This is a genomic window from Larkinella soli (assembly GCF_003703975.1).
Classification (GTDB): domain Bacteria; phylum Bacteroidota; class Bacteroidia; order Cytophagales; family Spirosomataceae; genus Larkinella; species Larkinella soli.
Map to the genome: position 1 here is coordinate 52,761 of NZ_QTJY01000027.1, position 22,428 is coordinate 75,188.

Sequence of the window (22,428 nt, forward strand, 5' to 3'; positions counted from 1 at the left end):
AGCCGGTTATTGTTTGACCGGAACGCAGCCGTGGTAGAAACCGGGCGCCATGTTGAATTTCGCCACGTTGGTCAGGTAGTATTCCGAGTTGGTATACCCCTGAATCGTCAGCCCTTTGGTCATGCCGACGAACTGCCTGCCGATCTGATCTTCGGAAGCCGCCATGCGGGTCAGAACATCCTTGCGCTGGGCGGGGTCGCAACTCATAAACGCTTTGGTATACAACTGCGTAGCGGCCTGGTCGGTGAGTTGAAGGCCCTGTTTGATGGTCGTCTGGGCCGGTTCGCCGTAGCAATCCTGAATCATCCGCAATACGAACTGATGCACTTTAAGCGACTTTGCCCCCGGGGTGGTCGTCTCCGGGATGTAGGTTTCAACGATTTCGGCGAGCAGGTCTTCTTCAGAAGGGGTAACTCCGGTGGTTTTTCCGAGTGATTCAGGTGTCCAGCCGCTGGCCCATGACGGAAGACTAACCAGTCCTCCCATGGCCACCGCCAGGCTTTTAAGAGCAGAACGACGTTGCATGATAGAGAAGTTGAACGAAGGCAAGATTTAGTATAAAGGGATTACGAAGATAGACAAAAACCCGGTTAATAAAAAATTTTAAAATACGTAAAGCATTTACCGCCCCCCGGCCCCGCACCGGCGGCCCGGCCTCCTTGGCAAGGAGGAGTTGGCTCCGCAGTTGCTGGAAAGTGGCAGCGCCCTCCCCTCCTTACCAAGGAGGGGGGCCGGGGGGTGGTCAGAACGTCGGGAACATCTTTTTCAACTCCTCGATGGTCGGCTGGCTGCCATACTGGCAGAGTTCGAAGGCTTCGGCGTATTTGAAGCTCCGGCCTTTTTCGGCGCCGTAGAGCTGGATCAGCCGGTCGCGGTACTTGTCGGCCACGGCGCTGTTGCGGTTTTTAAGTACGTTCAGAATGTATTCCTGCCGTTCCTTGTCGCCCTGCGGCACGTTCGGCAGGGTACGGGCCTGCCAGGAGTTTTTGTCGGCAAACTGCGACGGGATGGCGTTCAGACAGGCCCACTTCCGGTCGGCTACGGCGTCGATGCCCACGACGATGGTCGGTTCGAAGGGATACGGTTTCTGGAAGTTATCGGAATAGTAGAGAAACACCGGGTTCTTTTTGGTGGGCGGGGTGTCGGGGGTGAAAAAAGCGGCCGCCACGATCACGGCGGCATCCTGCACCAGCACCCCGGTATACCGGTGGTCGGCGTGGTAATCATAGGGGCGGTGGAACAGCACGATGTCGGCCTGCCATTCGCGGATCAGCCGGGCGACGGTTTTGCGGTTTTCGAGCGTGGGCATCAACTCCCCGTCATGAATGTCGAGCACCTCGGTTTCGATCCCGAGCGCTTTGGCGCAGGACTGCACCTCGGCCCGGCGCCGTAAGGCCAGCGGGGCGCCGGCCTCTTCGAAATGCCCGATGTCGCCGTTGGTCAGCGAGACAAATTTCACCTTGTGGCCCTGGGCGGCCCAGAGGGCGGCTACGCCACTGGCTTTCAGTTCACAATCGTCGGGATGCGCGCCGAAGGCGATGATTCTCAGTTTTCCGTCCGGGTTCGACTGGGCCGGCGCACGGAAGCCGGCCAGGAGCAGCAGGAGTATAAAAAAGCAGCGATTCATAAAGGGGTTCGGATTAAGTGTTTCGGAATAACCAATGATAACACTTTTTCCGTTGCCACCGCTGCTCCGACCGGCTGCCAATTGGCAGCCGGAGCGATTTTCAGGTCGGTCTTCCTGCCTCTACAGGCCGTACCGGATTCCGACAACGGCCGAGTTCGACTGAAACAGCGTGTAGGTCTTTTCGCTGTCGGCCTTACCGTCAAGCAGGCGGTAACCGGCTTTCAGGTGCAGCCGGTCGGCAAGGCGGTAGGTCAGCGCAGCCAGCACGTCCACCGCCCGGCCCCGGCTCGAACCGAAGGCGTCGGTTTCCAGCATGGTCCCGAACCGCTCGGTAGGCTGCCAGCGGGCGTACAGGTTCAGCAGCGGTACCGGCCCCACGTTGCTGTAGCGGCTTTTCTGCGTGGCATCCTCCACTTCGACGTAGGCATCGCGGATGTTGAGCGTCAGCCCGGCCCCCAGCCGGAACGGTTCGGTGCGGATGAAATCGTAGCGGTAGGTAAACCGGTAGCCGTTGAAGCGATAACCGACCTTCAGACCGTTGGCCGGCACAAACGTCAGATTGTTGAAAATGATCGGGGCGGTTTCCTGGCCTTTGTAGGTGGCTGTGGTGGTGTAGGGCGCATACAGGACGCTGATGGTGTGGCGGTCATGGAAGGTGTAACCGAGCCGCGCCCGAAAGTTCAGCACCGGCCTGGATTCAAAACCCGGCCCGAACGCATCGAAGCGGGTATTCGGAGCGGTCTGCGGAATCTGAATCTGATTGGTCCGACCCGGAAAAACCGCCCCGGTTTCCACGTCGATCAATACCTGCGAGCGGGCCTTCGGCAGAAAATTCGTCAGTAAAATGCCTGCCAGGAGGAAGGCCGCCCGGCAGGTCGGGGTACATGCACGAAAGAAAAGTTTCATAGAATCGTCCGTTGAGTCTACCGGAATAACCGGCTTAGTACGGAAAAGTTGAAAAACATCCGTTTTGGTTTGTTTATGTATCAACCGGAAGAAAATCCAGAATAACCGTTTGGTAAGTAATCGATCACCGGCTTTGGAGGCCGGGACGTTTTCACCGTATCTTTGCCCCATCCCAACGAATTCCTTCACATCATGTGAGAGTTAAGTAGACGGGAACGGTACCGACCCTCCCGGGTTCCGGCCCAACGGAACGATTTGACAACCGACGTCAATTCATCAGCGCCCCATTGCCGCCAGGCCGTGCGCTGACCCATACTTAGAAACCATGTAATCCGATTCTTTCCGAAGCGCTCTCTTTCAATAGCGCCTTCCCTCCGCAACCGATGCCCCGCGCGGCCGGTCTGCCTCCTTTTCCATTCCTTTCCAACCTCCAGCGGATTCTTCTCATGAGTATCGTCGTGAATTCACTTTCCTATAGCCATCCGGACCGGGAGGTCCTGTTTGAAAACCTCGGCCTGTCGGTAGCCGCCGGAGAAAAGGCGGCTCTGGTGGGCAACAACGGCACCGGCAAATCGACGCTGCTCCAGCTGATTGCGGGTCGGCTGCAACCCTTCGGCGGGGAGATCATCCTGCCGGAAAAGCCGTATTTTGTACCGCAACACCTGGGTCAGTATGACAACGCGTCGGTAGCCGGGCTGCTGGGCGTCGACCGGAAACTGCTGGCCCTGCGGGCGATTCTGGACGGGGACGTTTCCGCCGATCCGTTCACCCGGCTGAACGACGACTGGGAGATCGAAGACCGGGTCCGGGCGGCTCTGGCCCACTGGCATCTGGAGCATATCAACCCTTTTCAGGCCATGAAATCGCTGAGCGGGGGCGAAAAAACCAAGGTGTTTCTGGCCGGGATTCTGGTGCATTCGCCCGGGGTCATCCTGCTCGACGAGCCGTCCAACCATCTGGATGCGGAGAGCCGGGAAAGCCTGTATGGGTTTATCCGGAAAACAAAGGCGACGGTGCTGGTGGTCAGCCACGACCGAACCCTGCTGAACCATCTGGACACCACGCTGGAACTGAGCCCCGGCGGCATCGAGGTCTTCGGCGGAAATTACGAGTTCTACCGCGAACAGAAGGAAGGCAAACTGAACGCCCTGCAATCGCAGCTCGACGAGAGCGAAAAGACACTGAAACAGGCCCGCCAGAAAGCCCGGGAGGTGGCCGAGCAGCGTCGGAAGCAGGAAGCGAGGGGGCAGAAACAGGGGCAAAAACAGGCTCTGCCCCGCATCGTGGCCGGAAACCTGAAACGGCAGGCCGAGCAGAGTACGGCGAAACTGAAGGATGTCCATAACGAGAAGATCGAGGAGATCACCGATCACCTGAAGCAGATCCGGAGGCAGATTCAGGAACACCTCGTGCTGAGCATCGACCTCCGGAAGTCCGACCTGCACCGGGGCAAGATTCTGATCGAAGCCGAAGAGGTTAACTTCAGCTACGGCGACCGGCTGCTGTGGCCGTCACCCCTGAGCTTTCAGGTGCGCTCCGGCGACCGGATACGGATCGAGGGCCGCAACGGCTCGGGCAAAACCACCCTCCTGCACCTGATGACGGGGGCCCTGCCGCCCTCGGCGGGCAGAATGTATGTGGGTAATTTTCAGCATGTGTTCATCGACCAGGAGTATTCGATCCTCAACGGGCGGCACACCGTTCTGGAACAGGTCCAGCAGTTCAATACCCGCCGGCTGGCCGAACACGATCTGAAGATGCTGCTGCACCACTACCAGTTTTCCCGGGAAATGTGGGACCGGACCTGCGAGGGGCTGAGCGGGGGTGAAAAGATGAAACTGACGCTCTGCTGCCTCGCGGTCATGAACAATACGCCCGACCTGCTGATCCTGGACGAACCGACCAACAATCTGGACCTGCACAGCCAGGAGGTGCTGACGTCGGCCGTCCGGAACTACAGCGGCTCGGTCCTGGTGATTTCGCACGACCGGTATTTCATCAACGAAGTCGGAATCGACGCCACGATCGCGCTGGATTGAGCGCGGCCCGCTTTTCCGGGGGAGTTCCGTCCGATTGGCCGGAACTCCTTTTCCCAGGGTAGTTACGGTTATCAACTTGCTGTGTATCTTTGTTCTCAAAGATCTAAACCGCCTTCCTTTGACTACGCTGAACGATCGCTGGGTGCGCATTGGCGGTATTGGTGTGCTGTGGGTGCTGAGCATCCTGACCAATAACCTGCATAAGCAGCCGCTGACGTCCCAAACGCTGATCCGGGTGACGCTCAGCCTGGTGTCGATTGCCGTCACCTGGCACGTGATCCGGTATCTTATTCTGTATTTCCGGAGAAAATATTTCTCGAAGCAGGACGTATTCAAGCGGCTATTGCTGACGTTCGTGACGGGAAGCATTGCCTCCACGGTCATTCTGCTGATCACCGGCGCGCTTCGGCACCTCCTGCTTTACGGCACCCTGGAAAGTTATCACAACACCTCCGCCAGCATTACGATCAACGGCCTCACCTTCGCCCTGAATCTGTACGGTTTCGACTTCGTTCAGGCAGCCACCACCTTCATCTTTTTCCAGAGTATTTACGAAACCCTGTTCTTTGCCCAGAACTCGATTCAGTACCAGAAACGCCTGAAAGAAACGGAACGCGAACGCGACAAACTCCGCCTGGCCGGCCTGCAAAGCCAGCTCGACGCCCTCAAGCAGCAGGTCAACCCGCATTTTCTGTTCAATAGCCTGAACGTCCTCGATTCGCTCATCGAGGACGACCCCCGGCAGGCCCGGCTGTTTCTGGAAGAACTCTGTACGGTATACCGTTACCTGCTGCGCTCGAACGAACACTACCTGACCGATCTGGGGACCGAACTCGATTTTATTCACTCCTATTTTCACCTCCTCAAAACCCGGCATGGGGAGGGCGTGTCGCTCGACGTGGCCGTCGACGGGCAGTATCAGGATTACCGGCTTCCCCCGCTGACCCTCCAGCTGCTGGTCGAAAACGCCGTCAAGCACAACATCGTCCTCCCCGACCAGCCCCTTCAGATCGTCATCTCGACCGACGGCCGGGGCGGCCTGACCGTCCGCAACAACCTGCAGCGGAAATCGGTGCGGGTGGCTTCCAACGGCGTCGGCCTGACCAACATCCTGGCCAAATACCGTATGCTCGGCCGGCCCGCCCCGACGATTCGGGAAACCGAGGGCGAGTTTGTGGTCTCCCTGCCGCTGATTGCCGCCACCGATAAGGAGCCGGTATAGTTTCACTCATCACCGCATTGGGGCAAGCTGCATAATTTCCGGCTCAGGCCGGGTCAATTTCCGTGCGTCCGCCCGCCGGATTCCGTTTCTTCACGGCCGTAGAACAACGGCTGACGAACATGAAGAAATCCTGCCTGCCCATCGTGGGCGCGCTCCTGCTATCCCTACTGCTGACCGGCTGCCAATCCGAACAAAACCGCCGAACCGACCGGCCATCCACCCCAAATACCGCCCCCGCCCGGACCACCACCAAAAGCCCGGCGCAGGGGCTGGAAGCCCGCTGGTATGCCGACGCCGACCGGAATGCCGTTCCCGACTTTATGGAGCAGGAACTCGGCTACCGACCGGATGCGGAGGATTGCGCGGCCGATGCTTCCCGCTGCGGGCCGGGGGCCGCCGGAGAGGAACTGGACTTTACCGTCAACACCCTGCTGATGCTCGATGCCTCCGGTTCGATGGCCGCCCGGATCGGCAGCACCACCAAAATGGAAGCGGCCAAAACTTCGCTGGCCCGGTATGCCTCGGTCGTACCGGAAGCGGTCCGGCTCGGTTTTCTGCTCTATGGCCACGAAGGCGCCAACACGGAAGCCGGAAAAGCCGCCAGCTGCGCCGGAATAAGCCTGCTGGCCCCCATCGGCGCCGTGAACGGAGAAACCATTCAGGCGGCCCTCCGGTCCTTTCAGCCCACCGGCTGGACCCCCATCGCCGGGGCGCTGCAAAAAGCGAAGGAAAGCTTTAGCGGCCTGGAGAAAAAGAACAACCGCATCATCCTGGTCAGCGACGGCATCGAAACCTGTGGCGGTGACCCGGTGGCCGTCGCGAAGGAACTGCATGACTCGGGCTTTTCGGTCACCGTCGACGTCATCGGGTTCAGCGTTCCCGGCAGCGACGCCCGGCAGCTCCGGGCCATTGCCGAGGCCGGGGGCGGGGTGTATAACGATGTCCGCTCGCAGGCGGAGCTGGATGCCTATTTCGAGCGGCAGAGCCGGGCATTCGTCAAAACCATCGAGGCCGCCAACTGCTACCTGGAGGTGTTCAACCGGGCCTGGATCTGCGATGCGGGGCTGGTCAACAAGGCGCTGTTGCAGTTCAACCGCCACCGGCAGGCATTTCTGAAGGAAGGTAAACAGGCGGAAGCCGAGACCGTTCTCCGGCTGCGCGCCAAAGCGGACGAGGCCCATCAGGCCCGCAAAGCGAAACGGGCGGCTTTCCGGCAGCAGGCGGAAAAGCTGCGCCGGGATGCGTTCGCCATTAATGCCAGAATCCTGAAGGCCTATCAGAAGATAAAACCACAGTAGACCCCCTTCGGAACCGGGTCACCGTCCTGCCTGATCCGGGAGCCGCAGCGCGGTAGTCCGGCCCCAGTCAAGCAGCTGGCGGAGGATCGGCAGCAGCGAGCGGGCGGAGTCGGTCAGGGCGTATTCGACCCGGGGCGGCACTTCCGCAAAGACGGTCCGGGTCAGCAGGCCGCTTTCCTCCAGTTCATCCAGCTGCCGGGCCAGCATCCGCTGGCTGAGGGCGTGGCGCCGGCGAAGCTGCCCGTACCGGTTGCAGCCGTCGGCCACCGAAATCAGCATGGCGGCCTTGCATTTTCCCTTCAGCAGGTCGATGCAGAAGTCGATGGGACAGTCGGACGAATAAATGGCGGGTTCAGCCTGCATCATTAATTGAAAATTAAGAATCTGTAAGTCAGCAATAGTGCATTCGGGTGCAGTAGGTGTCAGGCCGTGCCGTACTTGATCCGGTGGCTGAAAAGGTGAGTACTTTGATAGACAAACCTACAATAATTCGTCATGAAGTACTTTAAATTCCTGCTTCCGGTTCTGATGCTGGGCCTATCGTGGCGGCTCTCCGCCCAGACCGACGACTTCATCATCGAACAGGTCGCCGACCAGGTATATGCCGCCATCCCCAAACGTTCGGAGAAGATCAGCGCCACCTCGACCATCATCGTCCACAGCCGTTTCCTGACGGTGGTGGAAGCCCAGACCGACCAGACCCGGGCGAAAGCGCTGCTGCGGGCCATCCGGGAGCGGATTTCCGCCCTGCCCATCCGGTATCTGATCCTGACCCACTATCATGCCGACCACGTAATGGGGACAAAAGCCTTTCTGGAGGAGAACCCCGGCCTGACGATTCTGGCCCACCCCCGCACCCGGGAGGCCATGGCCCTCGACAGCCCGACCGACGAAGCCTGGGTCGTCTCCTGGCGGAACTACCTCCGCAGCCGGATCGACGAACCAGCCCCCACCGACTCGCTGAAGGCCCGGCAGGCCGGCCTGCGGGCCTACTTTCGGCACCTGTCGGATTCACCGGTGGTGCTTCCGACGCTGACCGTTGCGGATTCGCTCACCCTTCACGATGTTTCCGCCGACCTTCAGATCCGGTATCTGGGTGAAGGCCACACCACCGGCGATCTGGTGGTATTCGTTCCGCAGGCCCGTGTCCTGATCACCGGCGACCTCGTGCATGATTTCGAGCCGCTTTTTTTTAAGGTTTCGCCCGACCGCTGGATCGGGACGCTGAACCGGCTGGAGCAGATTCCCTTCGATCACCTCGTCGGCGGACATGGGCACCCGCAGCGGGGCAAAGCCGTGGTCGGTTACTGGCGGTCTTACATCGAAGAAATCAGCGGCCGGGTTCGGGAGGGCCTCCGTCAGGGGCTAAGCCTGGAGCAGATTCAGACCCGGTCCACCCCGGAGACGCTCCGCTCGCTGCTTCGGCACGATTACGGCCGACGCATCCAGCAGGCCCGGGAAGCCGCCATGACGCCGACCTACATCGGTCCGCTGGCGCTGGCCGTTCAATCGAATATAGCGGCTATATACCGAATCTACAGGGCACAAACCCTCCACTAAATTCCTTATGCTCCGTCGTTTTCTTGCCATTTCAGCTTTATTTGGTGCCGTCTTCTCCATCGCCGGCTGCGGATGCCGGTCGTCGGCAACGAACCCGGTTTTCTCCATTCCTGCCGGGCGGGTCGTGCTGTCGAATATCGCCTACGACACGGTCGGCGGCCGGCCGCTGTTCCTGGATGCCTACCTGCCGGCCTCCCAGTTGGGGCAGGACCCTTGGGTGCAGTTTCCCACGGACCCTCGCCCGACACTGCTCTATTTCCACGGTGGGGGCTGGAGCGAGGGCGACCGGATTTCGCGGTCGCTGCTCCTGCTGCCCTATCTCGAAAAAGGCTGGTGCGTCGTCACGGCCGATTACCGCCTGCTGGGTCCCACGAACCTGCTCGATTGCATTCGTGACTGCCGGGCCGCCCTGCGGTGGGTGTACGGCCAGGCCGGGAAGTATCCGTTCGACACCGCCCGGATCGTGGTGTCGGGGGAGTCGGCCGGGGCGCATCTGGCCCTGATGACCGGCCTGACCGCCGACGACCCGCAATTTGCCGTAGATTCCGTGCCTTCCGGTCGGCCGCTGCGGGTGGCGGCCGTCATCAACTGGTTCGGCATCAGCGACGTGGAGAAAGCCGTTCGGTTCTGGAACAGCGACGCCTATACCCGGCAGATTGTCGGATCGAGTCCTTCGGCGGCCGGGCTGCTGAAGCTCGCATCGCCGGTGCAGCACGTCCGCCCCGGATCGCCCCCGGTGCTGAGCGTCCACGGTGAACTGGACGTCAACGTGCCGATCAGCCAGTCGGAGGCCCTGCATACGGCGCTCGACCGGCACGGCGTTCGGAACGAACTGATCCGAATTCCCGAGAAAAAGCACGGCAATTTTTCGGCGGAAGAGTTTGCCCAGGCGTTTGAACGGATCTGGCAGTTCGTCCGGTAGGCGGTATTTTTGTCGGTTACTCCGGAACGACCGCAATGGCGTCCATCTCCACGAGATAGTCGGGATGCCCCAGGCCGGCGACGAAAACCACCGTGATCAGGGGCGGGTGGCTCATCTGGCGCATCGCCGGCTGGAACACCTCGTAGGCAGCCTGCGGTGACTGGCCCTGAACCAGGTAGGCGTTCCATTTGATGATATGGGCGAACGACGCTCCGGCGGCTTTCAGCGCGGTTTCCAGGTTCGCCAGAATCTGCCCGGCCTGCGCCCGGAGGTCGCCTTTCCCGACCACGTTTCCCTGGGCGTCGACGGCGTCCTGCCCGCCGATGTAGATGGTCCGCGAGCCGGAAGGAACGACGGCGACATGGGAAAAAGCCGGGGAATGAATCAGCCCTTCCGGGTTCAGAAACTGAACCGATGCAGTAGGTTGTGTTTCCATGATGGAGTTGGTGAAAAGATGGGAGGAGCCGATGGCTCATCGTTCAGAACCGGGAATGGGCCCGTTTGGTTGCCGAAATCCGCGAACCTGAGGGCACGGCCCTTCCCCGCTTCTTCGGAGGAAGGCGGGCTGCAAACCGGGTATAAATACCGTTTAAACGCAAAAACCCTCAGGTGACATAAAATCCGGGTCACCTGCTGCGGTTTTGCCGTATTTTAAAGTTCGGGAAGCGATTCCCGGATAGCCGTTCGTCTTAAGTTCATGTCCATGATGAGTCTGGTGAGTACGATCCTCCAGCAGACCGGTTTGCCCTTTAGCCCGCGTCAGTACTGGAGGTTTTCGATCCTGTTCTGGGGAAGCTTTGCGCTGCTCTCCTACGGCCAGGGGACGCTGGTGCAGCTGCTGTCCGGCCGGCCGATGCTCTACACCGACACCCTGCACTGGCTGGTTCGCTGGGGGTTATGGATTCTGGCCAACCCTGTTTTTCTGTATGCCGCCTGCCGCCTGCCGATCCTGAACAGCGGCCCGGCCGGGCCGCTTCTGAAATCCGTCCTGTACCACTTTCTGATCCTGACCGCCTACTGCCTGGTTTCCACGCTGGTGGAATATGTGCTGGTGTTTCGGCTGTATGAACTGGAGTCGGGGCGGATGATGCCGGTTCAGCAGGCCCTGATCAGCCTTTCGGCCCGGTATACGGTCATGGCGGCCATTTATATGCTGATCGTGCTGGGCTACAACATCGTGCTGTACGTCCACCGGTTCCAGCTGCTGAAAGACCAGAATTCGGAATACGAACTGAAGACCGAGCAGCTGAAGGCGCAGGTGGCCAACGCCCAGCTTCAGGCGCTGAAGATGCAGCTCAACCCGCATTTTCTGTTCAATACGCTCAATTCCATCGTCGGGCTGATGATCGCCCGTGAAAACCGCAAAGCCATCAGCATGGTCAACTCTCTGAGCGAACTGCTGCGCACCATCGTCGACAGCAAGGACGTTCACCTCGTGCCGCTGCGGGAAGAGATCGACATCATCAAGAAATACCTTCATATTCAGCACATTCGCTTTGAAGACCGCCTTCAGGTGGAGCTGGAGATCGATCCCGAAACCGAGTGCTGTCTCGTGCCGCATTACATTCTTCAGCCCCTCGTCGAGAATGCCGTGGTGCACGGCATCGAGAGCAAAGCCAGCGAAGCCCTGATCCGGATTACGACCCGCCGGATTTACGACTCTCTGATCGTGGAGGTCTACGACAACGGTACCGGCCTTTCCTCGAAGAAACCGAACAAACGGCACGGCGTCGGCATTGCCAGCGTACGGCAGCGCCTGGAGCGGCTTTACGGCCCGGCCGGTCAGCTCAGCTTCGAACCGCCTGCGGGGGCCGGAACGCTGGCGGTGCTGATGATTCCGTGCCGACCCGGTCGCCTGCCCATCCAAACCCTGACCCATGACACCCTGGAAAGCCCTGATCGTCGATGACGAAGCCCTGGCCCGGCTGATCGTCCGGACCATGCTTCAGACCGAACCCGATATGGTGATTATCGGAGAAGCCGCCAACGGCACCGACGCCACCCTGAAGATTCTCCAGCAGAAGCCGGACGTCGTTTTTCTGGATATTCAGATGGCGGAGGCCGACGGTTTCGAGGTGCTGCGCGAAATCTGGCCGTATCACCGGCCGGCCGTCGTCTTCACCACCGCCTACGACCGGTATGCCATCCGGGCGTTCGAGGTCAGCGCGGTGGACTACCTGCTCAAACCTTTCACCGAGATCCGGTTTCAGCAGGCGCTGGCCCGGGTTCGCAGGGACCTGCTGACGTCGCAGCGGCCGGGCCTCGACACCCTCGTGCAGTCGCTCCCGGCCGCCGACTCGCCGGCTTATCTGAAGCGGATTCTGGTCAAGGACAAGCGGAAACAATGCTTCGTCCGGCTCGACGAGGTGTTCTACCTCGACGCTACCGGTAACTACATCACGCTGCATACCAAAACCCGCGATTTCCTGATCCACGAGAGCCTTTCCCGGCTCGAAACCCGGCTGGACCCCAACGACTTCGTCCGCATCAACCGGTCGTACATCATCAACCTCAACTATGTCCAGGAGATCGAAAATTATTTCAACGGGGAATTTCACGTAACGCTCACGAACGGCGTCCGGCTCAAATGGTCGCGCTTTTACCGGGATAACATCAAGGCTTTCTACGCCCGCAACGAATAGTCAGCGACCCTGCATTGCCTTGTCTCTCAAGGCGTCCAGGTGCAGATGTTCGGCCGGGATGAAGTAGATGTTCTCGATGAAGCGCGAGCCCTCCCGACGTGTCCGGCTGTAATAAAACGTTCGGCCGTCGGCCGTCACGAACGGACAGAACCCGCCCGATGCGGCTTCCTGGGGTAAGGGAATACCGACCGGTTTCGTCCATTCGCTTCCCTGCCGGAAACTGATCAGAAAACCGCCCGGACCGTCGGGGCGTCGGGAGACGAAGATCAGGTAACTTTCATCGGGAGCGATGTACGGGTTGCTGTCTCCGCTGGAGGAGTTGATGTTCGGCCCGAGGTTGACCGGGGGCTGATAGGCGCCGTTCCGGAACTCCGAGCGGTAGAGGTCCAGACCACCCAGGCCCCCGGCCCGGTCGGAGGCAAAATAGACCGTGCCGCTGCGGGTAGCGGTGGCGTAGATATCGGAGGAATCGGAGTTGAGAACGGCGCTGAGCACGAACGGTTCGCTCCAGCCGCGGGCAGTGCGCCGGGCCGCCCAGATGTTGAAATCGCCGGAGGCCGTTTTGCCGGGCAGGGGTCGGGTCGAGTTAAAAAGAACCAGCTTGCCGTCGGGCGTGACGAAGGGGTCGATATCTTTGAAGCGCCCGTCGGCCGACGAGAACGGGGCCGTCACCGGTTTTTCCCACCGGCCTCCCCGAAACTGCGCCATCATCAGAATCAGCGTGTCGCGCCCGCCGAAGGATTTCACGTAAAAGCCGGATTTGCCGTCAGGCGTCAGGGTAAAGCCGAAGACGTCGTTGGTCGAAAGGGTGTCCGGAGCCAGCATGCGGGCTTCCTGCGCCCGCGCCGTGGCGGATCCGAGGAGGAGTAAGGCGAAAATAAAAATTCGTGAGAGGGAATGCATACCGGGAAAGGTTGAAGGTTAGGTCGGCCTGTAGATGACAGGGCCGGAAATTAACTGTTTGCCTTCGAACCGGGTATGAAATTTACATAAGCTGCCGGTTTCAATGATAAAACCGTCGCAGTATCCTGTTTAAGTGGAGCGAAATGAAACCGGTTAAACCGGAAATTATCCCGTTAACACCAGCCGTATGAACTGGGTACTTCTGATCATCGCCGGCCTGTTCGAGGTCGGCTTTACGACCTGCCTGGCCAGGGCCAAACAGGAAACCGGGGCGGCCGCGGGGCTATGGCTGGCCGGTTTCCTGATCTGCCTGACGGTCAGTATGGGGTTGCTGTATAGGGCGTCGCAGACTCTTCCTCTGGGAACCGCCTACGGCGTCTGGACGGGCATCGGGGCCGTCGGGACGGTCCTGGTCGGCATCGTCTTCTTCGATGAGCCGGCCGACGGCTGGCGGCTTTTCTTCATCACCACCCTGATCGGGTCCATTGTCGGCCTCAAGCTGGTTTCGTCCTGAAAAGCCGCTCTCCCGGTGTTGCTGCTTATTTTCGAATGCGGTTTTCGAGCAGGTAAACTCCGTTTTTGTTGGCGACGACGATGTCCGGTTTCCGGTCGTTGTTCATGTCCCGCACGACGATGTTGAGGCCCGCGCCCGAATCGTTGTCGATCACGTGTTCGACGTAGTAGGGCGCTTTGCCGGGCGTAAATTCGAACCACATCAGAATGGCCGGATCGCTGTCGCCGGGGTCGCGGCCGTGGTGGGCCAGAAAGCGTTTTCCGGTGATGTAATCGGCGCGGCCGTCGCCGTTCAGGTCGGCCATGATCGAGGAGTGGGTCTGAGCCGTGGTGTTGCTCATCAGGTGCGTCCGGAAGTTAATCTGTCCCTGTTCGTCGGTGACCTGTTCGTGCCACCAGACGCCCAGCGCGTGGGCCGACGCACTCACCACGTCGTTTTTCCCGTCTCCGTTGACGTCCAGCACCTGCATATGGGAGCAGGGTTCGCCGAGGTTGGCCGGATGAAAGACCCAGTTGCCGGCTTTTTTGTCGGCCGTGCCCTTATACCAGCCTTCGCGGACTACCACGTCGTTCAGACCGTCCTTATCCACGTCGCCGTAGCCGATGCCGTGCGAGAAGATTTCGGTTCCCGGCACGTTCTCTTTGCTCAGGGCGAAGCGCTGCCATTGCGTCTCTCCGGGTTTCGAGGGCGATTTCAGCCAGACGATCTGCTTTTTGTCCTTATCCCCGCAGAGAATGTCGAGCCGGCCGTCGCCGTCCAGGTCGATGAATCCCGGCGACTCGTTGGCGATTCCGACCGAATCGGCGATGAGGTGCTTTTTCCACTCGCCCGGCCGGTTTTTAGGGTTCTCGAACCAGAAGCCGGGTTTGCCCGGGAAATCCACAATCACGACGTCGTCCCAGCCGTCCTGGTTCACGTCCATGCCGAGGTTCAGGAACGAATTGCTGTACTCCTTGCGGGGGTCGAAGGTGCGGGAGGGGGCCATTTCGTGGCGGGTCCAGTTGGGTGCTTCGAACCAGTAGTAGCCGGCCACGATGTCGAGTTGGCCGTCTTTATTCAGGTCGGCCACGGCGACGCCTTCCGAGAGGAAATCCCCGGTCAGCTTCGTCTTTTTAAAATCATTCGACGGCTGAACCGCCTTCGACTCGGCCCGGGCCGGCGGGTTAGCCATCTGCTGTTTTATTTTGAAGACCTCTTTCGAGGAGTCTTTCGGCGGATTGCCGGTCTGGCCCAGGGCGCTCAGGGTCAGGAAGCAGGCAGCCAGCCCCCCGAGGGCTTTCCTCCCCATCCGGTTTTGAATTGTCTTCATCATCGTTTCCATCCTACTCGTTCAGGGCTTTGGCGATCAGGGTCTGAAGTTCGTGGTTCTCGTGCGAATGCTCCATTTTACCCAGCCGCTCGTTGAAGGCCTTCAGCAGCTTTTTCGACTCGTCGGTGTTGATGGCCGCAATCCGCTGTACGGTATACGGAAGCAATTTGGGCATTTTCGATTTCTGGGCCATGTCCAGCGCCCGCTTCATGTCGACGGCGGCCAGCGGTTCGGCGGCATACCACAGCATCAGCGGCTGGTTGTGGTCGTCCTTGTCTTCGGTCCGCTGCACGAGCGCATCCATTACCTCCCAGCGCCGGGCCGGTTCGAGCCGGCCCATGGCCGAGGCCAGATACATCCGCACCATGGCCGAATTGTCGTTTTTCGCCAGTTCCGCCATCTTTTTCAGGGCTTCGGGCGAAACCGCCTTGTCTTCGGCCAGCAGCTGAATGGCCCAGCTCCGGACGTACTCGTTTTCGTGGGAAAGCAGGTCTTCCAGTTCCTTCTCCGTCAGCCCTTTGGTAGCATGGAGCGCCCAGAGCGCCCGCAGCTTCCGGGTCGCATCCGGGTTTTTGGCCAGAATCTCCTTCAGGGCCTTGTGCACCTTTTTGTCAGGGCCGCGCTCCTGCAGCTGCAGGCGGGCCTGCCGGACATACCACTCGTTCGCGTGCAGCTGGTAGTTGACCAGTTCCTGATTCGACGCTTTCGCCAGATCGACTTTCACCCACTTGTCGTTGTCGTGGGCGATTCTGAAAATCCGGCCCATGGTTTTGTTGTGGACGTCCGGGTTCGGGCTGTGGCACTGGTTCTTGTCGTACCAGTCGATGGCATACACCGAGCCGCTCGGGTCGTATTTCATGTTGAGCCACTGCGACCACGAATCGTTCATGGACAGAAAATCCTTCTTATGGGTCACCATATAACCGGAACCGGCCCGGGTGGGGTGGTCGCGGTTCAGTTTGGCGCCGTTGATGTTGTTCATGAAGATGTCGTTGCGATACTCCTGCGGCCAGCTTCCGCCGAGGTAGATCATCGCGCCCGCGTGGGCATGACCCCCGCCCGCCGAGGCCGACCGGAAGTTGCCGGCATGCGGCCCCCGCTCACCCACCCAGTGGACGTGGTCGGCGTGGGTCTTGATGTCGTCGTACGTATACGGATTGAAGTGTTTCCCGGCCTGCCGCTGGTAGCGCCCGCCCTGAATCATGTGGTACATATGCGGGATGACGCAGGCCGTGATGAACGCATGTCCGTAGTCGTTGAAATCCAGACCCCAGGGGTTGCTGGTGCCTTCCGCGAAGATCTCGAACTGCTGCGTGGTCGGGTGGAATCGCCAGACGCCGGCGTTAAGTTTGGTCCGTTCGGAATCCGGCGCGCCGGGCTTGCCCACGTTGGAGTGCGTAAAGACGCCGTGCGTGCCGTACAGCCAGCCGTCGGGTCCCCAGCGGAGGCTGTTGAGCGTTTCGTGGGTGTCCTGCGTGCCCCAGCCGTCGAGCAGCTTGCGGGCCGGGCCGGTCGGTTTGTCGGTTTTGAAGTCGGCCGGGATAAACAGCAGATACGGAGCGGCTCCGAGCCAGACCCCGCCCATGCCGACCTCGATGCCGCTGACGAGGTTCAGTCCTTCGGCAAATACTTTGCGGCTGTCGAGCGTGCCGTCGCCGTTGGTGTCTTCAAAGATCAGGATGCGGTCGCGGCCCTGGCCTTCGGGGGCCGGAACGGGGTAGGTGTGCCCTTCCACGACCCAAAGCCGCCCGCGCCAGTCGATGGTAAAGCAGATTGGGCGAACGATGTCCGGTTCGGCGGCCGCCAGATTGATTTTGAAACCGGCCGGGAGCGTCATGGCTTTGGCCGCTTCGACACCCGAAAGACCGGCGTTCAGGACCGGGTCGAGGGGCGGCAGGATGATGATGTCCTGCTGCTTCAGCTCGTTCGGAAAGCTGGGCCGCGTCGGGTAGAACAGAAACTCATCGAAGTTGATGTGCGCCCATTTGTCGTTCGGGATGTAGGGAATCTGCGAAATCCCGGTTTCGTTGTCGACGATCCGGATGAAAATCTCCTGATTCTGATACGGTTGCAGGTCCACGACGGCGGGCTGGAGCGTGGCGCGGCCCTGGCCGGTGATGTGGTAGATGACCTTGTTGGTACCGGCCTGCACCAGTTCGACGCGGGTGTCCTGCAGGGCTCCGCCCGAAACCCGGAATGCCGCAAACGGCTGCGTCACTTTGAACGGTACGGAAGTCAGCGTGCCGGTCAGTTTATAATTTACCGTTCCCCCGCTGCTCAGGAAGTATTTCCCGCCGAACCCGATGTTCATGTCCTTTTCGTGCAGGGGCGAGGGATCCTGGCTGACCAGGGGGCTGGTGAAGGCGTCGCCGGTGACGGTCCAGTCTTTCAGCGAGCCCGTCTCGAAGTTGAGGTTCAGGGGCTGACCGTCCTTCACCGGCACGATGCCGGCGACGGTCTCACTGGTGACGGCCCCCTCCACGATTTCGAAATTGCCGACCATTCCGGCCTGGCGGTGGCCCGGGACGGAACAGTAATAGATATCGTTTTTCTCGGCTTTGAAGGTGATGCTCGCCTTCGCGCCCTTCTCCTGTATCGTCTTGCTCTTGATACCGAGTTTCTCCAGGGCGATGTCGTGCGTCATCTGCTCGCCGTTGGTGATCGTGATCCGGACGCGGTCGCCCCGGTTGGCTTTCAGGATCGGGTTGCGGGCACCATCTTTGGCAAAAAAGCCCAACATCGTGGCTTCCAGCGCATATTCCCGGTCGACCTTCCCGGTATCCGGGGCCGCTTTGGCTTTGGAGGACTGGGCCTGGCTGAAAGCAATGGGAAACAGGAACAGGGCAAACAGGAGTGTGGCACGCAAACGGAAATCAGACATGGCAATAAGGCATAAAGTACATAGGAATAATCACTTTAAAATTAGGAGAAAATCCAGCGCGGTACAACCGAAAAGGCTAAAAACATAGTATAAAGACCTTCGGGTGACCTACTGCCCGGCCATCCGGGCAGTTCCGGTGGGGCTTAAAGGGGCCGGAATCCATTTTAGCGTCTGCCACAAGCGGTTCACGGACTTTTTCTTCCGGTTTATGAACATCGGGACCGGATTGCCGGGAAGCAGCCTCCAGATTTGTGCCCGTTTACAACCCCACACAAATACGATGAAACACCAATTGATTATCAGAAATGCACAGGTCATTACGCTGGACCGGACCATCGGCGATTTCTCCCGGGCCGACCTTCTGATCGAGGACGACCGGATTGCGGCCGTCGGGCCGGACCTGGAAGCGCCGGGGGCCGAGGAGATCGACGCCGACGGGATGATCGCCATTCCCGGCCTGATCGATACCCACCGGCACGTCTGGCAGGGACAGATCCGGGGCATCACCACCGACGCCACCCTGCTCGAATACATGCAGACGATGCACGGGACGATAGGCGAGGACCACGGGCCGTCCATCGGCGCCATATACCGGCCGCAGGACGTCTACATCGGCAACCTGGTCGGAACGCTGGAAGCGCTGAGCGCGGGCATCACCACGATCCTCGACTGGTCGCACATCATGAATACGCCGGAGAACGCCGACGCGGCCATCCGGGCCCTGAAGGAATCCGGCACCCGGGCGGTGTTCGGATACGGTTTCTCGCAGACGCACGGCCACCTGCTGGACGACGCCCGTCGGGTGCGGTCGCAGTATTTCACCTCCGGCTCCGGGCTGATCACCATGGCCCTCGCCATCCGGGGGCCGGAAATGTCCTCGATGGACGACGTCCGGCAGGAAATAACCCTGGCCCGCGAACTGGGCATCCCGATCACGCTCCACGCCATCGGGGGCGGCCCGGTCCAGCCGGTGCTGCTCCTGCATCAGGAAGGGCTGCTGGGGCCGGACCTGAACTTTGCCCATGCCAATGGGCTGACCGACGAGGAACTCGACCTGATCGCCGGAACGGGCGGCTCGATTTCGATAACGCCCGAAGTAGAAATGCAGATGGGGATCGGCCTGCCCGTGACCGGCAGAGCGATAGCACATGGCCTCAGGCCCTCGCTGGGTGCCGACGTGGTGACGGCCGTGAGCGGGGACCTCTTTGCGCAGATGCGCATGGCGCTTCAGACCGAACGCGCCCTCCAGAACGACCGGCTGCTGAAACAGGGCCAAATGCCGCAGAAACTGTCCCTGACCACCCGCGACGCGCTGGAATGGGCCACGATCAACGGGGCCAAAGCCCTCGGGCTGGAAAACCGGGTCGGGACGCTGACCCCGGGCAAACAGGCCGATCTGGTGCTGATCCGGACGTCCGACCTCAACCTCAGCCCGGTGAACAACCCGGTGGGGCAGGTGGTGCAGCACGCCCATCCGGGCAACGTCGACTCGGTTTTCGTCGCCGGGAAGGCCGTCAAGCGGAACGGAAAGCTGGTCCAGGTCGACTGGAACCGCGTCCGGCAGCAGGCCGTGGCCTCGCGGGATTACCTCTTTTCCCAACTGGAAGTGGCCGCGGTTTCGTAAAGTCGTGCCTTGGCCCCTACCCCCTGAAGGAGGCTTAGCGCTGCAGGGCTAAAACTGCGATGCTAAGCCTCCTGAGAGGTTGTTTGGGGAAGGGTTTTGTCATCCCGCCGACCACCCCCCGCCCCCTCCTTGCTAAGGAGGGGGTGGCTCCGCAGGACTGAAAAGGGGCAGCGCACTCTCCCCCTCCTTGCTAAGGAGGGGTCGGACCGGCGCTCCGGCCGGGGGGTGGTCTGGCGTCCCTCGTTCTTCAGGATGAACCCTTCCCCAAACAACCTCTCAGGGGGCTTGGGGGTAGAAGCACGGCCTCAGTCTTTGGATTGAACCACCCGGTAGGCTTTGTAATTCTTTTCGACGACGGCGTCCTTGAAAAGTTTGAAATATTCATTTGCCTTCTTTTCGCCGTACATCTTCTTCAGGAGTGATTCGATGCCGTAGTCGGCCCCTTTGATGACGGGGTCCATGATGAACAGGTAGGAATAGGAGCCGTCGGCTTCCGGCTCGGTGGGATGCATGACCCGGGTCTGGCGGAATACTTTCTGTTCGGCCGCCGGCAGATTTTTGGCTCCCGGCCAGAAAATTTCATGAATAAAGCGTTCGTACTGGGCACGTTTGGCGGCTTTGACCGGGTAGGCAATCACCCAGACGGTTTCGTTCTGTTTGGCGACCGTGTGCGGGGTCTGACCAAAAGCCGGGGTAAGGAACAGGGCCATCAGGCAGCCCGAAAGCGATAGGCGGAGAAGTCTGGACATGGTTAAAGAAAAAGGAAGAGGTTATAAGTAAGGAATCGGAAAAGGTGAAGATGCGGAACGAACGGGAGGAAGGCAACGGGAACAAGACCTTTATTTCGGGGAAATCTCACGGTTTCAGGCTCCGGCGGCAGCGGTAACCGCCGTACCTTTAGCCTATCGTTTACGTGAACCCAAACGGAAACCGAATGACGCTTACAAACCCCCTCTCCTGCCGGCGGAATGACTTTTCGTTGCCGCCCGATACCCATTATCTCAACTGCGCCACCCGCGCTCCGTTCAGCAAAGCCGTCGAACAGGCGGGCTATGAAGCCGTCCGGCGGCATACGGACCCTTTCGGCCTTCGCCCGGCGGATTTTTTCAGCGGGGCCGTCACCGTCCGCGAACTGTTCGCCCGGCTGATCAACCAGCCCGACCCCGACCGGATCGCCGTCATCCCGGCGGTTTCCTACGGCATGGGCATCGTGGCCCGGAATCTGCACCGGAAGCCCGGCCTGCGGCCCGGCCAGCGGATTGTGCTGATCGACGACGAGTTTCCGAGCGACGTTTTTGCCTGGAAACGGGTGGCGGAAGAACTGCGGCTGGAGATCGCCTTCGTGCCGAAGCCGACCGGTTTTCCGCAAACCGCCGACTGGAACACCCGGCTGCTGGAGGCCATCGGCCCCGACACGGCGCTGGTGCTGTGCCCGCCCGTTCACTGGATGTACGGCAACCGTTTCGACCTGGAGGCCGTGGGCCGGCGAGCGCGGGAAGTGGGCGCCCTGTTCGTGATCGACGGCACGCAGGCCGTCGGTGCCCTGCCGTTCGACTGGCGGAGCATCCGGCCGGACGCCCTTGTCTGTGCCGCTTATAAATGGCTGATGGGGCCGTATACGCTCGGTCTGGCCTGCTTTGGGGGATTTTTCGACGAGGGTATCCCCCTCGAAGAAAGCTGGATGAACCGCATCGACAGCCAGGAGTTTCACCGCCTGACCGACTACCAGCCCACCTACCGGCCGAAGGCGGCCCGGTACAACATGGGTGAACACTCCCACTTCATTCAGATGCCGATGCTGGAGCAGGCGCTCCGTCAGTTGCTGGCCTGGCAACCCGAACGCATCCAGGAGTATGGCCGCCGGCTGCTGGCCGATGCGCTGCCCGCCCTCGAAGCCCTCGGCTGCCGGATCGAGCCGGAGGGGTCGCCGGAGCAGCCCGGGCGGGGCCATCACCTCGTCGGCGTCTGGCTTCCGGAGCGGGTCGGGACGCGGGAGGTGCAGCCGCAGGCGGTGCAGCAGGCCCTGCTGGCCGGCCGGGTTTCCGTCTCGGCCCGGGGCCGTGTGCTGCGGGTGGCTCCGCACGTCTACAACGACGAGCGCGACGTGGCAGCTTTCCTGAATGCCATCCGGCTGGAGCTTCACGGATAAAACTCAAAATCACTGAATCCGGTGACGGAAAATCCCGGAGCCGGGTGATTTTTTCCTGACACGATTGGCGGAATTTTGCGACGGAAATTTTTCCGTTTCAAAACAACAAATACACACCATTCCATCATGAAAATGCTTTTTAACAGCCTGTTGCTGCTTCCTCTGGTAATGCTCCTGATCCGTTTGGATCACTTCCGGTATCTGGATTTCACCAGTTCGGGGCATGAGATCAGCTGGGAGGAGATCGACGGGGACTTGTGGCCCTGAACGCCCTGAAGTTCGTTCAGGCCTTCGGCCGGTAGACCGGCCGAAGGCCAAACAGAAAAAGCCGCTGAATGCGGCTTTTTCTGTTGCAGGAGGAGTGACGATCAAGCCATAACCGGTTCAGCGATTTTGGCGAAGGCCTGTTCCAGGTCGGCCCGGATGTCGTCGAGGTGTTCGGTTCCGGCCGAGATCCTCAGCATCCCGGCTTCAACGCCGGCCGAAGCCTGTTCGTGTTCGCTGAGCTGCTGGTGGGTGGTCGAAGCCGGGTGGATGATCAGCGTCTTGGAGTCGCCTACGTTGGCCAGGTGACTGACCAGCTTCAGGCTGTCGACGAATTTATCGGCCGCTTCCCGGCCGCCTTTTACCTTGGAGGTGAACACCCCGCCAAAGCCGCGTTTGAAGTACTTCGTCGCCAGTTCGTGGTACGGGCTGCTGGCCAGTCCCGGATAGTTGACATACTCCACCTGCTCATGCTGCTCCAGCCACTCGGCCAGGGCCAGGGCGTTCTGCACCGTCCGGTCCATGCGCAGCGAGAGGGTTTCGAGGCCCTGCAGCAGCAAAAAGGAGT

At 60.4% G+C, this 22,428-nt stretch carries 21 protein-coding genes; 11 read left to right on the plus strand and 10 right to left on the minus strand.

All coding sequences use genetic code 11. From position 1 onward, the window contains the following. Positions 1–6: 6 nt before the first annotated feature. From DX909_RS27530 to DX909_RS27540, 3 genes are all read right to left on the minus strand, one after another. Entirely contained in the window at positions 7–525 is a 519-nt protein-coding gene (locus DX909_RS27530) for a gluconate 2-dehydrogenase subunit 3 family protein (RefSeq protein WP_128548476.1), read from the minus strand. Between the two features lie 217 nt (positions 526–742). Further along, positions 743–1,627, minus strand: a complete 885-nt coding sequence (locus DX909_RS27535; protein ID WP_128548477.1) for a PIG-L deacetylase family protein — start codon at positions 1,625–1,627, stop codon at positions 743–745. Positions 1,628–1,747: 120 nt separating this feature from the next. After that, positions 1,748–2,533 carry a porin family protein gene (locus DX909_RS27540; RefSeq protein WP_128548478.1) on the minus strand — a complete coding sequence of 262 codons (786 nt, stop codon included), beginning with the start codon at positions 2,531–2,533 and terminating at the stop codon, positions 1,748–1,750. A gap of 383 nt (positions 2,534–2,916) precedes the next feature. Between DX909_RS27540 and DX909_RS27545 the strand changes: the two genes are divergently transcribed. The 3 genes from DX909_RS27545 (at position 2,917) to DX909_RS27555 (ending at position 7,092) form a co-directional block, all read left to right on the plus strand. Beyond that, positions 2,917–4,572 carry an ABC-F family ATP-binding cassette domain-containing protein gene (locus DX909_RS27545; RefSeq protein WP_229311226.1) on the plus strand — a complete coding sequence of 552 codons (1,656 nt, stop codon included), beginning with the start codon at positions 2,917–2,919 and terminating at the stop codon, positions 4,570–4,572. A 118-nt stretch (positions 4,573–4,690) separates the two neighbouring features. Continuing rightward, positions 4,691–5,794, plus strand: coding sequence for a sensor histidine kinase (locus tag DX909_RS27550; RefSeq protein ID WP_128548479.1), 1,104 nt, complete (start codon positions 4,691–4,693; stop codon positions 5,792–5,794). A 119-nt stretch (positions 5,795–5,913) separates the two neighbouring features. Beyond that, positions 5,914–7,092, plus strand: coding sequence for a VWA domain-containing protein (locus tag DX909_RS27555; RefSeq protein ID WP_128548480.1), 1,179 nt, complete (start codon positions 5,914–5,916; stop codon positions 7,090–7,092). A gap of 18 nt (positions 7,093–7,110) precedes the next feature. On the opposite strand, the gene DX909_RS27560 is transcribed toward DX909_RS27555, so the two are convergent. Then, positions 7,111–7,455 (minus strand): winged helix-turn-helix transcriptional regulator, encoded by a 345-nt coding sequence (locus DX909_RS27560; RefSeq protein ID WP_206513065.1) that lies wholly within the window; start codon positions 7,453–7,455, stop codon positions 7,111–7,113. Between the two features lie 132 nt (positions 7,456–7,587). Between DX909_RS27560 and DX909_RS27565 the strand changes: the two genes are divergently transcribed. Together DX909_RS27565 and DX909_RS27570 are read left to right on the plus strand one after the other, a co-directional pair. Continuing rightward, positions 7,588–8,652: an MBL fold metallo-hydrolase gene (locus tag DX909_RS27565; RefSeq protein ID WP_128548482.1), complete on the plus strand. Its 1,065-nt coding sequence runs from the start codon at positions 7,588–7,590 to the stop codon at positions 8,650–8,652. A gap of 7 nt (positions 8,653–8,659) precedes the next feature. Beyond that, a complete protein-coding gene (locus DX909_RS27570) occupies positions 8,660–9,574 on the plus strand; it encodes an alpha/beta hydrolase (RefSeq protein WP_128548483.1) in 915 nt (304 codons plus the stop codon). 16 nt (positions 9,575–9,590) lie between these two features. Here DX909_RS27570 and DX909_RS27575 read toward each other — a convergent pair whose 3' ends face one another. Beyond that, on the minus strand, positions 9,591–10,010 hold the full coding sequence (locus DX909_RS27575; protein ID WP_128548484.1) for a RidA family protein: 420 nt from the start codon (positions 10,008–10,010) through the stop codon (positions 9,591–9,593). Positions 10,011–10,277: 267 nt separating this feature from the next. On the opposite strand from DX909_RS27575, the gene DX909_RS27580 reads away from it, so the two are divergent. Both DX909_RS27580 and DX909_RS27585 read left to right on the plus strand, forming a co-directional pair. Beyond that, positions 10,278–11,483 carry a sensor histidine kinase gene (locus tag DX909_RS27580; protein ID WP_164851430.1) on the plus strand — a complete coding sequence of 402 codons (1,206 nt, stop codon included), beginning with the start codon at positions 10,278–10,280 and terminating at the stop codon, positions 11,481–11,483. Further along, on the plus strand, positions 11,452–12,216 hold the full coding sequence (locus tag DX909_RS27585; RefSeq protein WP_128548486.1) for a LytR/AlgR family response regulator transcription factor: 765 nt from the start codon (positions 11,452–11,454) through the stop codon (positions 12,214–12,216). The genes DX909_RS27580 and DX909_RS27585 overlap by 32 nt, the downstream gene beginning before the upstream one ends. Here the strand turns inward: DX909_RS27585 and DX909_RS27590 are convergent, their stop codons facing one another. Then, positions 12,217–13,119 carry a TolB family protein gene (locus tag DX909_RS27590; protein ID WP_128548487.1) on the minus strand — a complete coding sequence of 301 codons (903 nt, stop codon included), beginning with the start codon at positions 13,117–13,119 and terminating at the stop codon, positions 12,217–12,219. A 187-nt stretch (positions 13,120–13,306) separates the two neighbouring features. Here DX909_RS27590 and DX909_RS27595 point away from each other — a divergent pair, with 187 nt between their 5' ends. Further along, positions 13,307–13,633: a DMT family transporter gene (locus tag DX909_RS27595; protein WP_128548488.1), complete on the plus strand. Its 327-nt coding sequence runs from the start codon at positions 13,307–13,309 to the stop codon at positions 13,631–13,633. A gap of 25 nt (positions 13,634–13,658) precedes the next feature. Here DX909_RS27595 and DX909_RS27600 read toward each other — a convergent pair whose 3' ends face one another. Further along, the gene (locus DX909_RS27600) at positions 13,659–14,804 is read right to left on the minus strand and encodes an FG-GAP repeat domain-containing protein (protein ID WP_229311228.1); all 1,146 of its coding nucleotides are present in this window, start codon (positions 14,802–14,804) and stop codon (positions 13,659–13,661) included. Positions 14,805–14,955: 151 nt separating this feature from the next. Next, the gene (locus tag DX909_RS27605) at positions 14,956–17,823 is read right to left on the minus strand and encodes a PVC-type heme-binding CxxCH protein (protein ID WP_128548489.1); all 2,868 of its coding nucleotides are present in this window, start codon (positions 17,821–17,823) and stop codon (positions 14,956–14,958) included. A gap of 280 nt (positions 17,824–18,103) precedes the next feature. Here DX909_RS27605 and DX909_RS27610 point away from each other — a divergent pair, with 280 nt between their 5' ends. Then, entirely contained in the window at positions 18,104–19,447 is a 1,344-nt protein-coding gene (locus tag DX909_RS27610) for an amidohydrolase family protein (RefSeq protein ID WP_128548490.1), read from the plus strand. A gap of 305 nt (positions 19,448–19,752) precedes the next feature. On the opposite strand, the gene DX909_RS27615 is transcribed toward DX909_RS27610, so the two are convergent. Beyond that, positions 19,753–20,196, minus strand: a complete 444-nt coding sequence (locus tag DX909_RS27615; protein ID WP_128548491.1) for a hypothetical protein — start codon at positions 20,194–20,196, stop codon at positions 19,753–19,755. A gap of 185 nt (positions 20,197–20,381) precedes the next feature. Between DX909_RS27615 and DX909_RS27620 the strand changes: the two genes are divergently transcribed. Together DX909_RS27620 and DX909_RS29690 are read left to right on the plus strand one after the other, a co-directional pair. Further along, positions 20,382–21,596 (plus strand): aminotransferase class V-fold PLP-dependent enzyme, encoded by a 1,215-nt coding sequence (locus tag DX909_RS27620; protein WP_128548492.1) that lies wholly within the window; start codon positions 20,382–20,384, stop codon positions 21,594–21,596. 126 nt (positions 21,597–21,722) lie between these two features. Continuing rightward, positions 21,723–21,863, plus strand: a complete 141-nt coding sequence (locus DX909_RS29690; protein WP_164851431.1) for a hypothetical protein — start codon at positions 21,723–21,725, stop codon at positions 21,861–21,863. A 101-nt stretch (positions 21,864–21,964) separates the two neighbouring features. Here DX909_RS29690 and DX909_RS27625 read toward each other — a convergent pair. Then, positions 21,965–22,428 (minus strand): PLP-dependent transferase (locus DX909_RS27625; RefSeq protein WP_164851432.1); only part of this gene is annotated, 464 nt, incomplete at its 5' end.

Bases quoted from the DNA above. Each gene is read 5' to 3' on its own strand.
- DX909_RS27540 (WP_128548478.1), bottom strand. From the start codon at position 2,533: ATGAAACTTTTCTTTCGTGCATGTACCCCGACCTGCCGGGCGGCCTTC.
- DX909_RS27605 (WP_128548489.1), bottom strand. From the start codon at position 17,823: ATGTCTGATTTCCGTTTGCGTGCCACACTCCTGTTTGCCCTGTTCCTG.
- DX909_RS27555 (WP_128548480.1), top strand. From the start codon at position 5,914: ATGAAGAAATCCTGCCTGCCCATCGTGGGCGCGCTCCTGCTATCCCTA.
- DX909_RS27530 (WP_128548476.1), bottom strand. From the start codon at position 525: ATGCAACGTCGTTCTGCTCTTAAAAGCCTGGCGGTGGCCATGGGAGGA.
- DX909_RS27620 (WP_128548492.1), top strand. From the start codon at position 20,382: ATGACGCTTACAAACCCCCTCTCCTGCCGGCGGAATGACTTTTCGTTG.
- DX909_RS27585 (WP_128548486.1), top strand. From the start codon at position 11,452: ATGACACCCTGGAAAGCCCTGATCGTCGATGACGAAGCCCTGGCCCGG.
- DX909_RS27545 (WP_229311226.1), top strand. From the start codon at position 2,917: ATGCCCCGCGCGGCCGGTCTGCCTCCTTTTCCATTCCTTTCCAACCTC.
- DX909_RS27590 (WP_128548487.1), bottom strand. From the start codon at position 13,119: ATGCATTCCCTCTCACGAATTTTTATTTTCGCCTTACTCCTCCTCGGA.
- DX909_RS27580 (WP_164851430.1), top strand. From the start codon at position 10,278: ATGATGAGTCTGGTGAGTACGATCCTCCAGCAGACCGGTTTGCCCTTT.
- DX909_RS29690 (WP_164851431.1), top strand. From the start codon at position 21,723: ATGAAAATGCTTTTTAACAGCCTGTTGCTGCTTCCTCTGGTAATGCTC.
- DX909_RS27535 (WP_128548477.1), bottom strand. From the start codon at position 1,627: ATGAATCGCTGCTTTTTTATACTCCTGCTGCTCCTGGCCGGCTTCCGT.
- DX909_RS27575 (WP_128548484.1), bottom strand. From the start codon at position 10,010: ATGGAAACACAACCTACTGCATCGGTTCAGTTTCTGAACCCGGAAGGG.
- DX909_RS27595 (WP_128548488.1), top strand. From the start codon at position 13,307: ATGAACTGGGTACTTCTGATCATCGCCGGCCTGTTCGAGGTCGGCTTT.
- DX909_RS27570 (WP_128548483.1), top strand. From the start codon at position 8,660: ATGCTCCGTCGTTTTCTTGCCATTTCAGCTTTATTTGGTGCCGTCTTC.
- DX909_RS27615 (WP_128548491.1), bottom strand. From the start codon at position 20,196: ATGTCCAGACTTCTCCGCCTATCGCTTTCGGGCTGCCTGATGGCCCTG.
- DX909_RS27600 (WP_229311228.1), bottom strand. From the start codon at position 14,804: ATGGCTAACCCGCCGGCCCGGGCCGAGTCGAAGGCGGTTCAGCCGTCG.
- DX909_RS27560 (WP_206513065.1), bottom strand. From the start codon at position 7,455: ATGCAGGCTGAACCCGCCATTTATTCGTCCGACTGTCCCATCGACTTC.
- DX909_RS27610 (WP_128548490.1), top strand. From the start codon at position 18,104: ATGAAACACCAATTGATTATCAGAAATGCACAGGTCATTACGCTGGAC.
- DX909_RS27565 (WP_128548482.1), top strand. From the start codon at position 7,588: ATGAAGTACTTTAAATTCCTGCTTCCGGTTCTGATGCTGGGCCTATCG.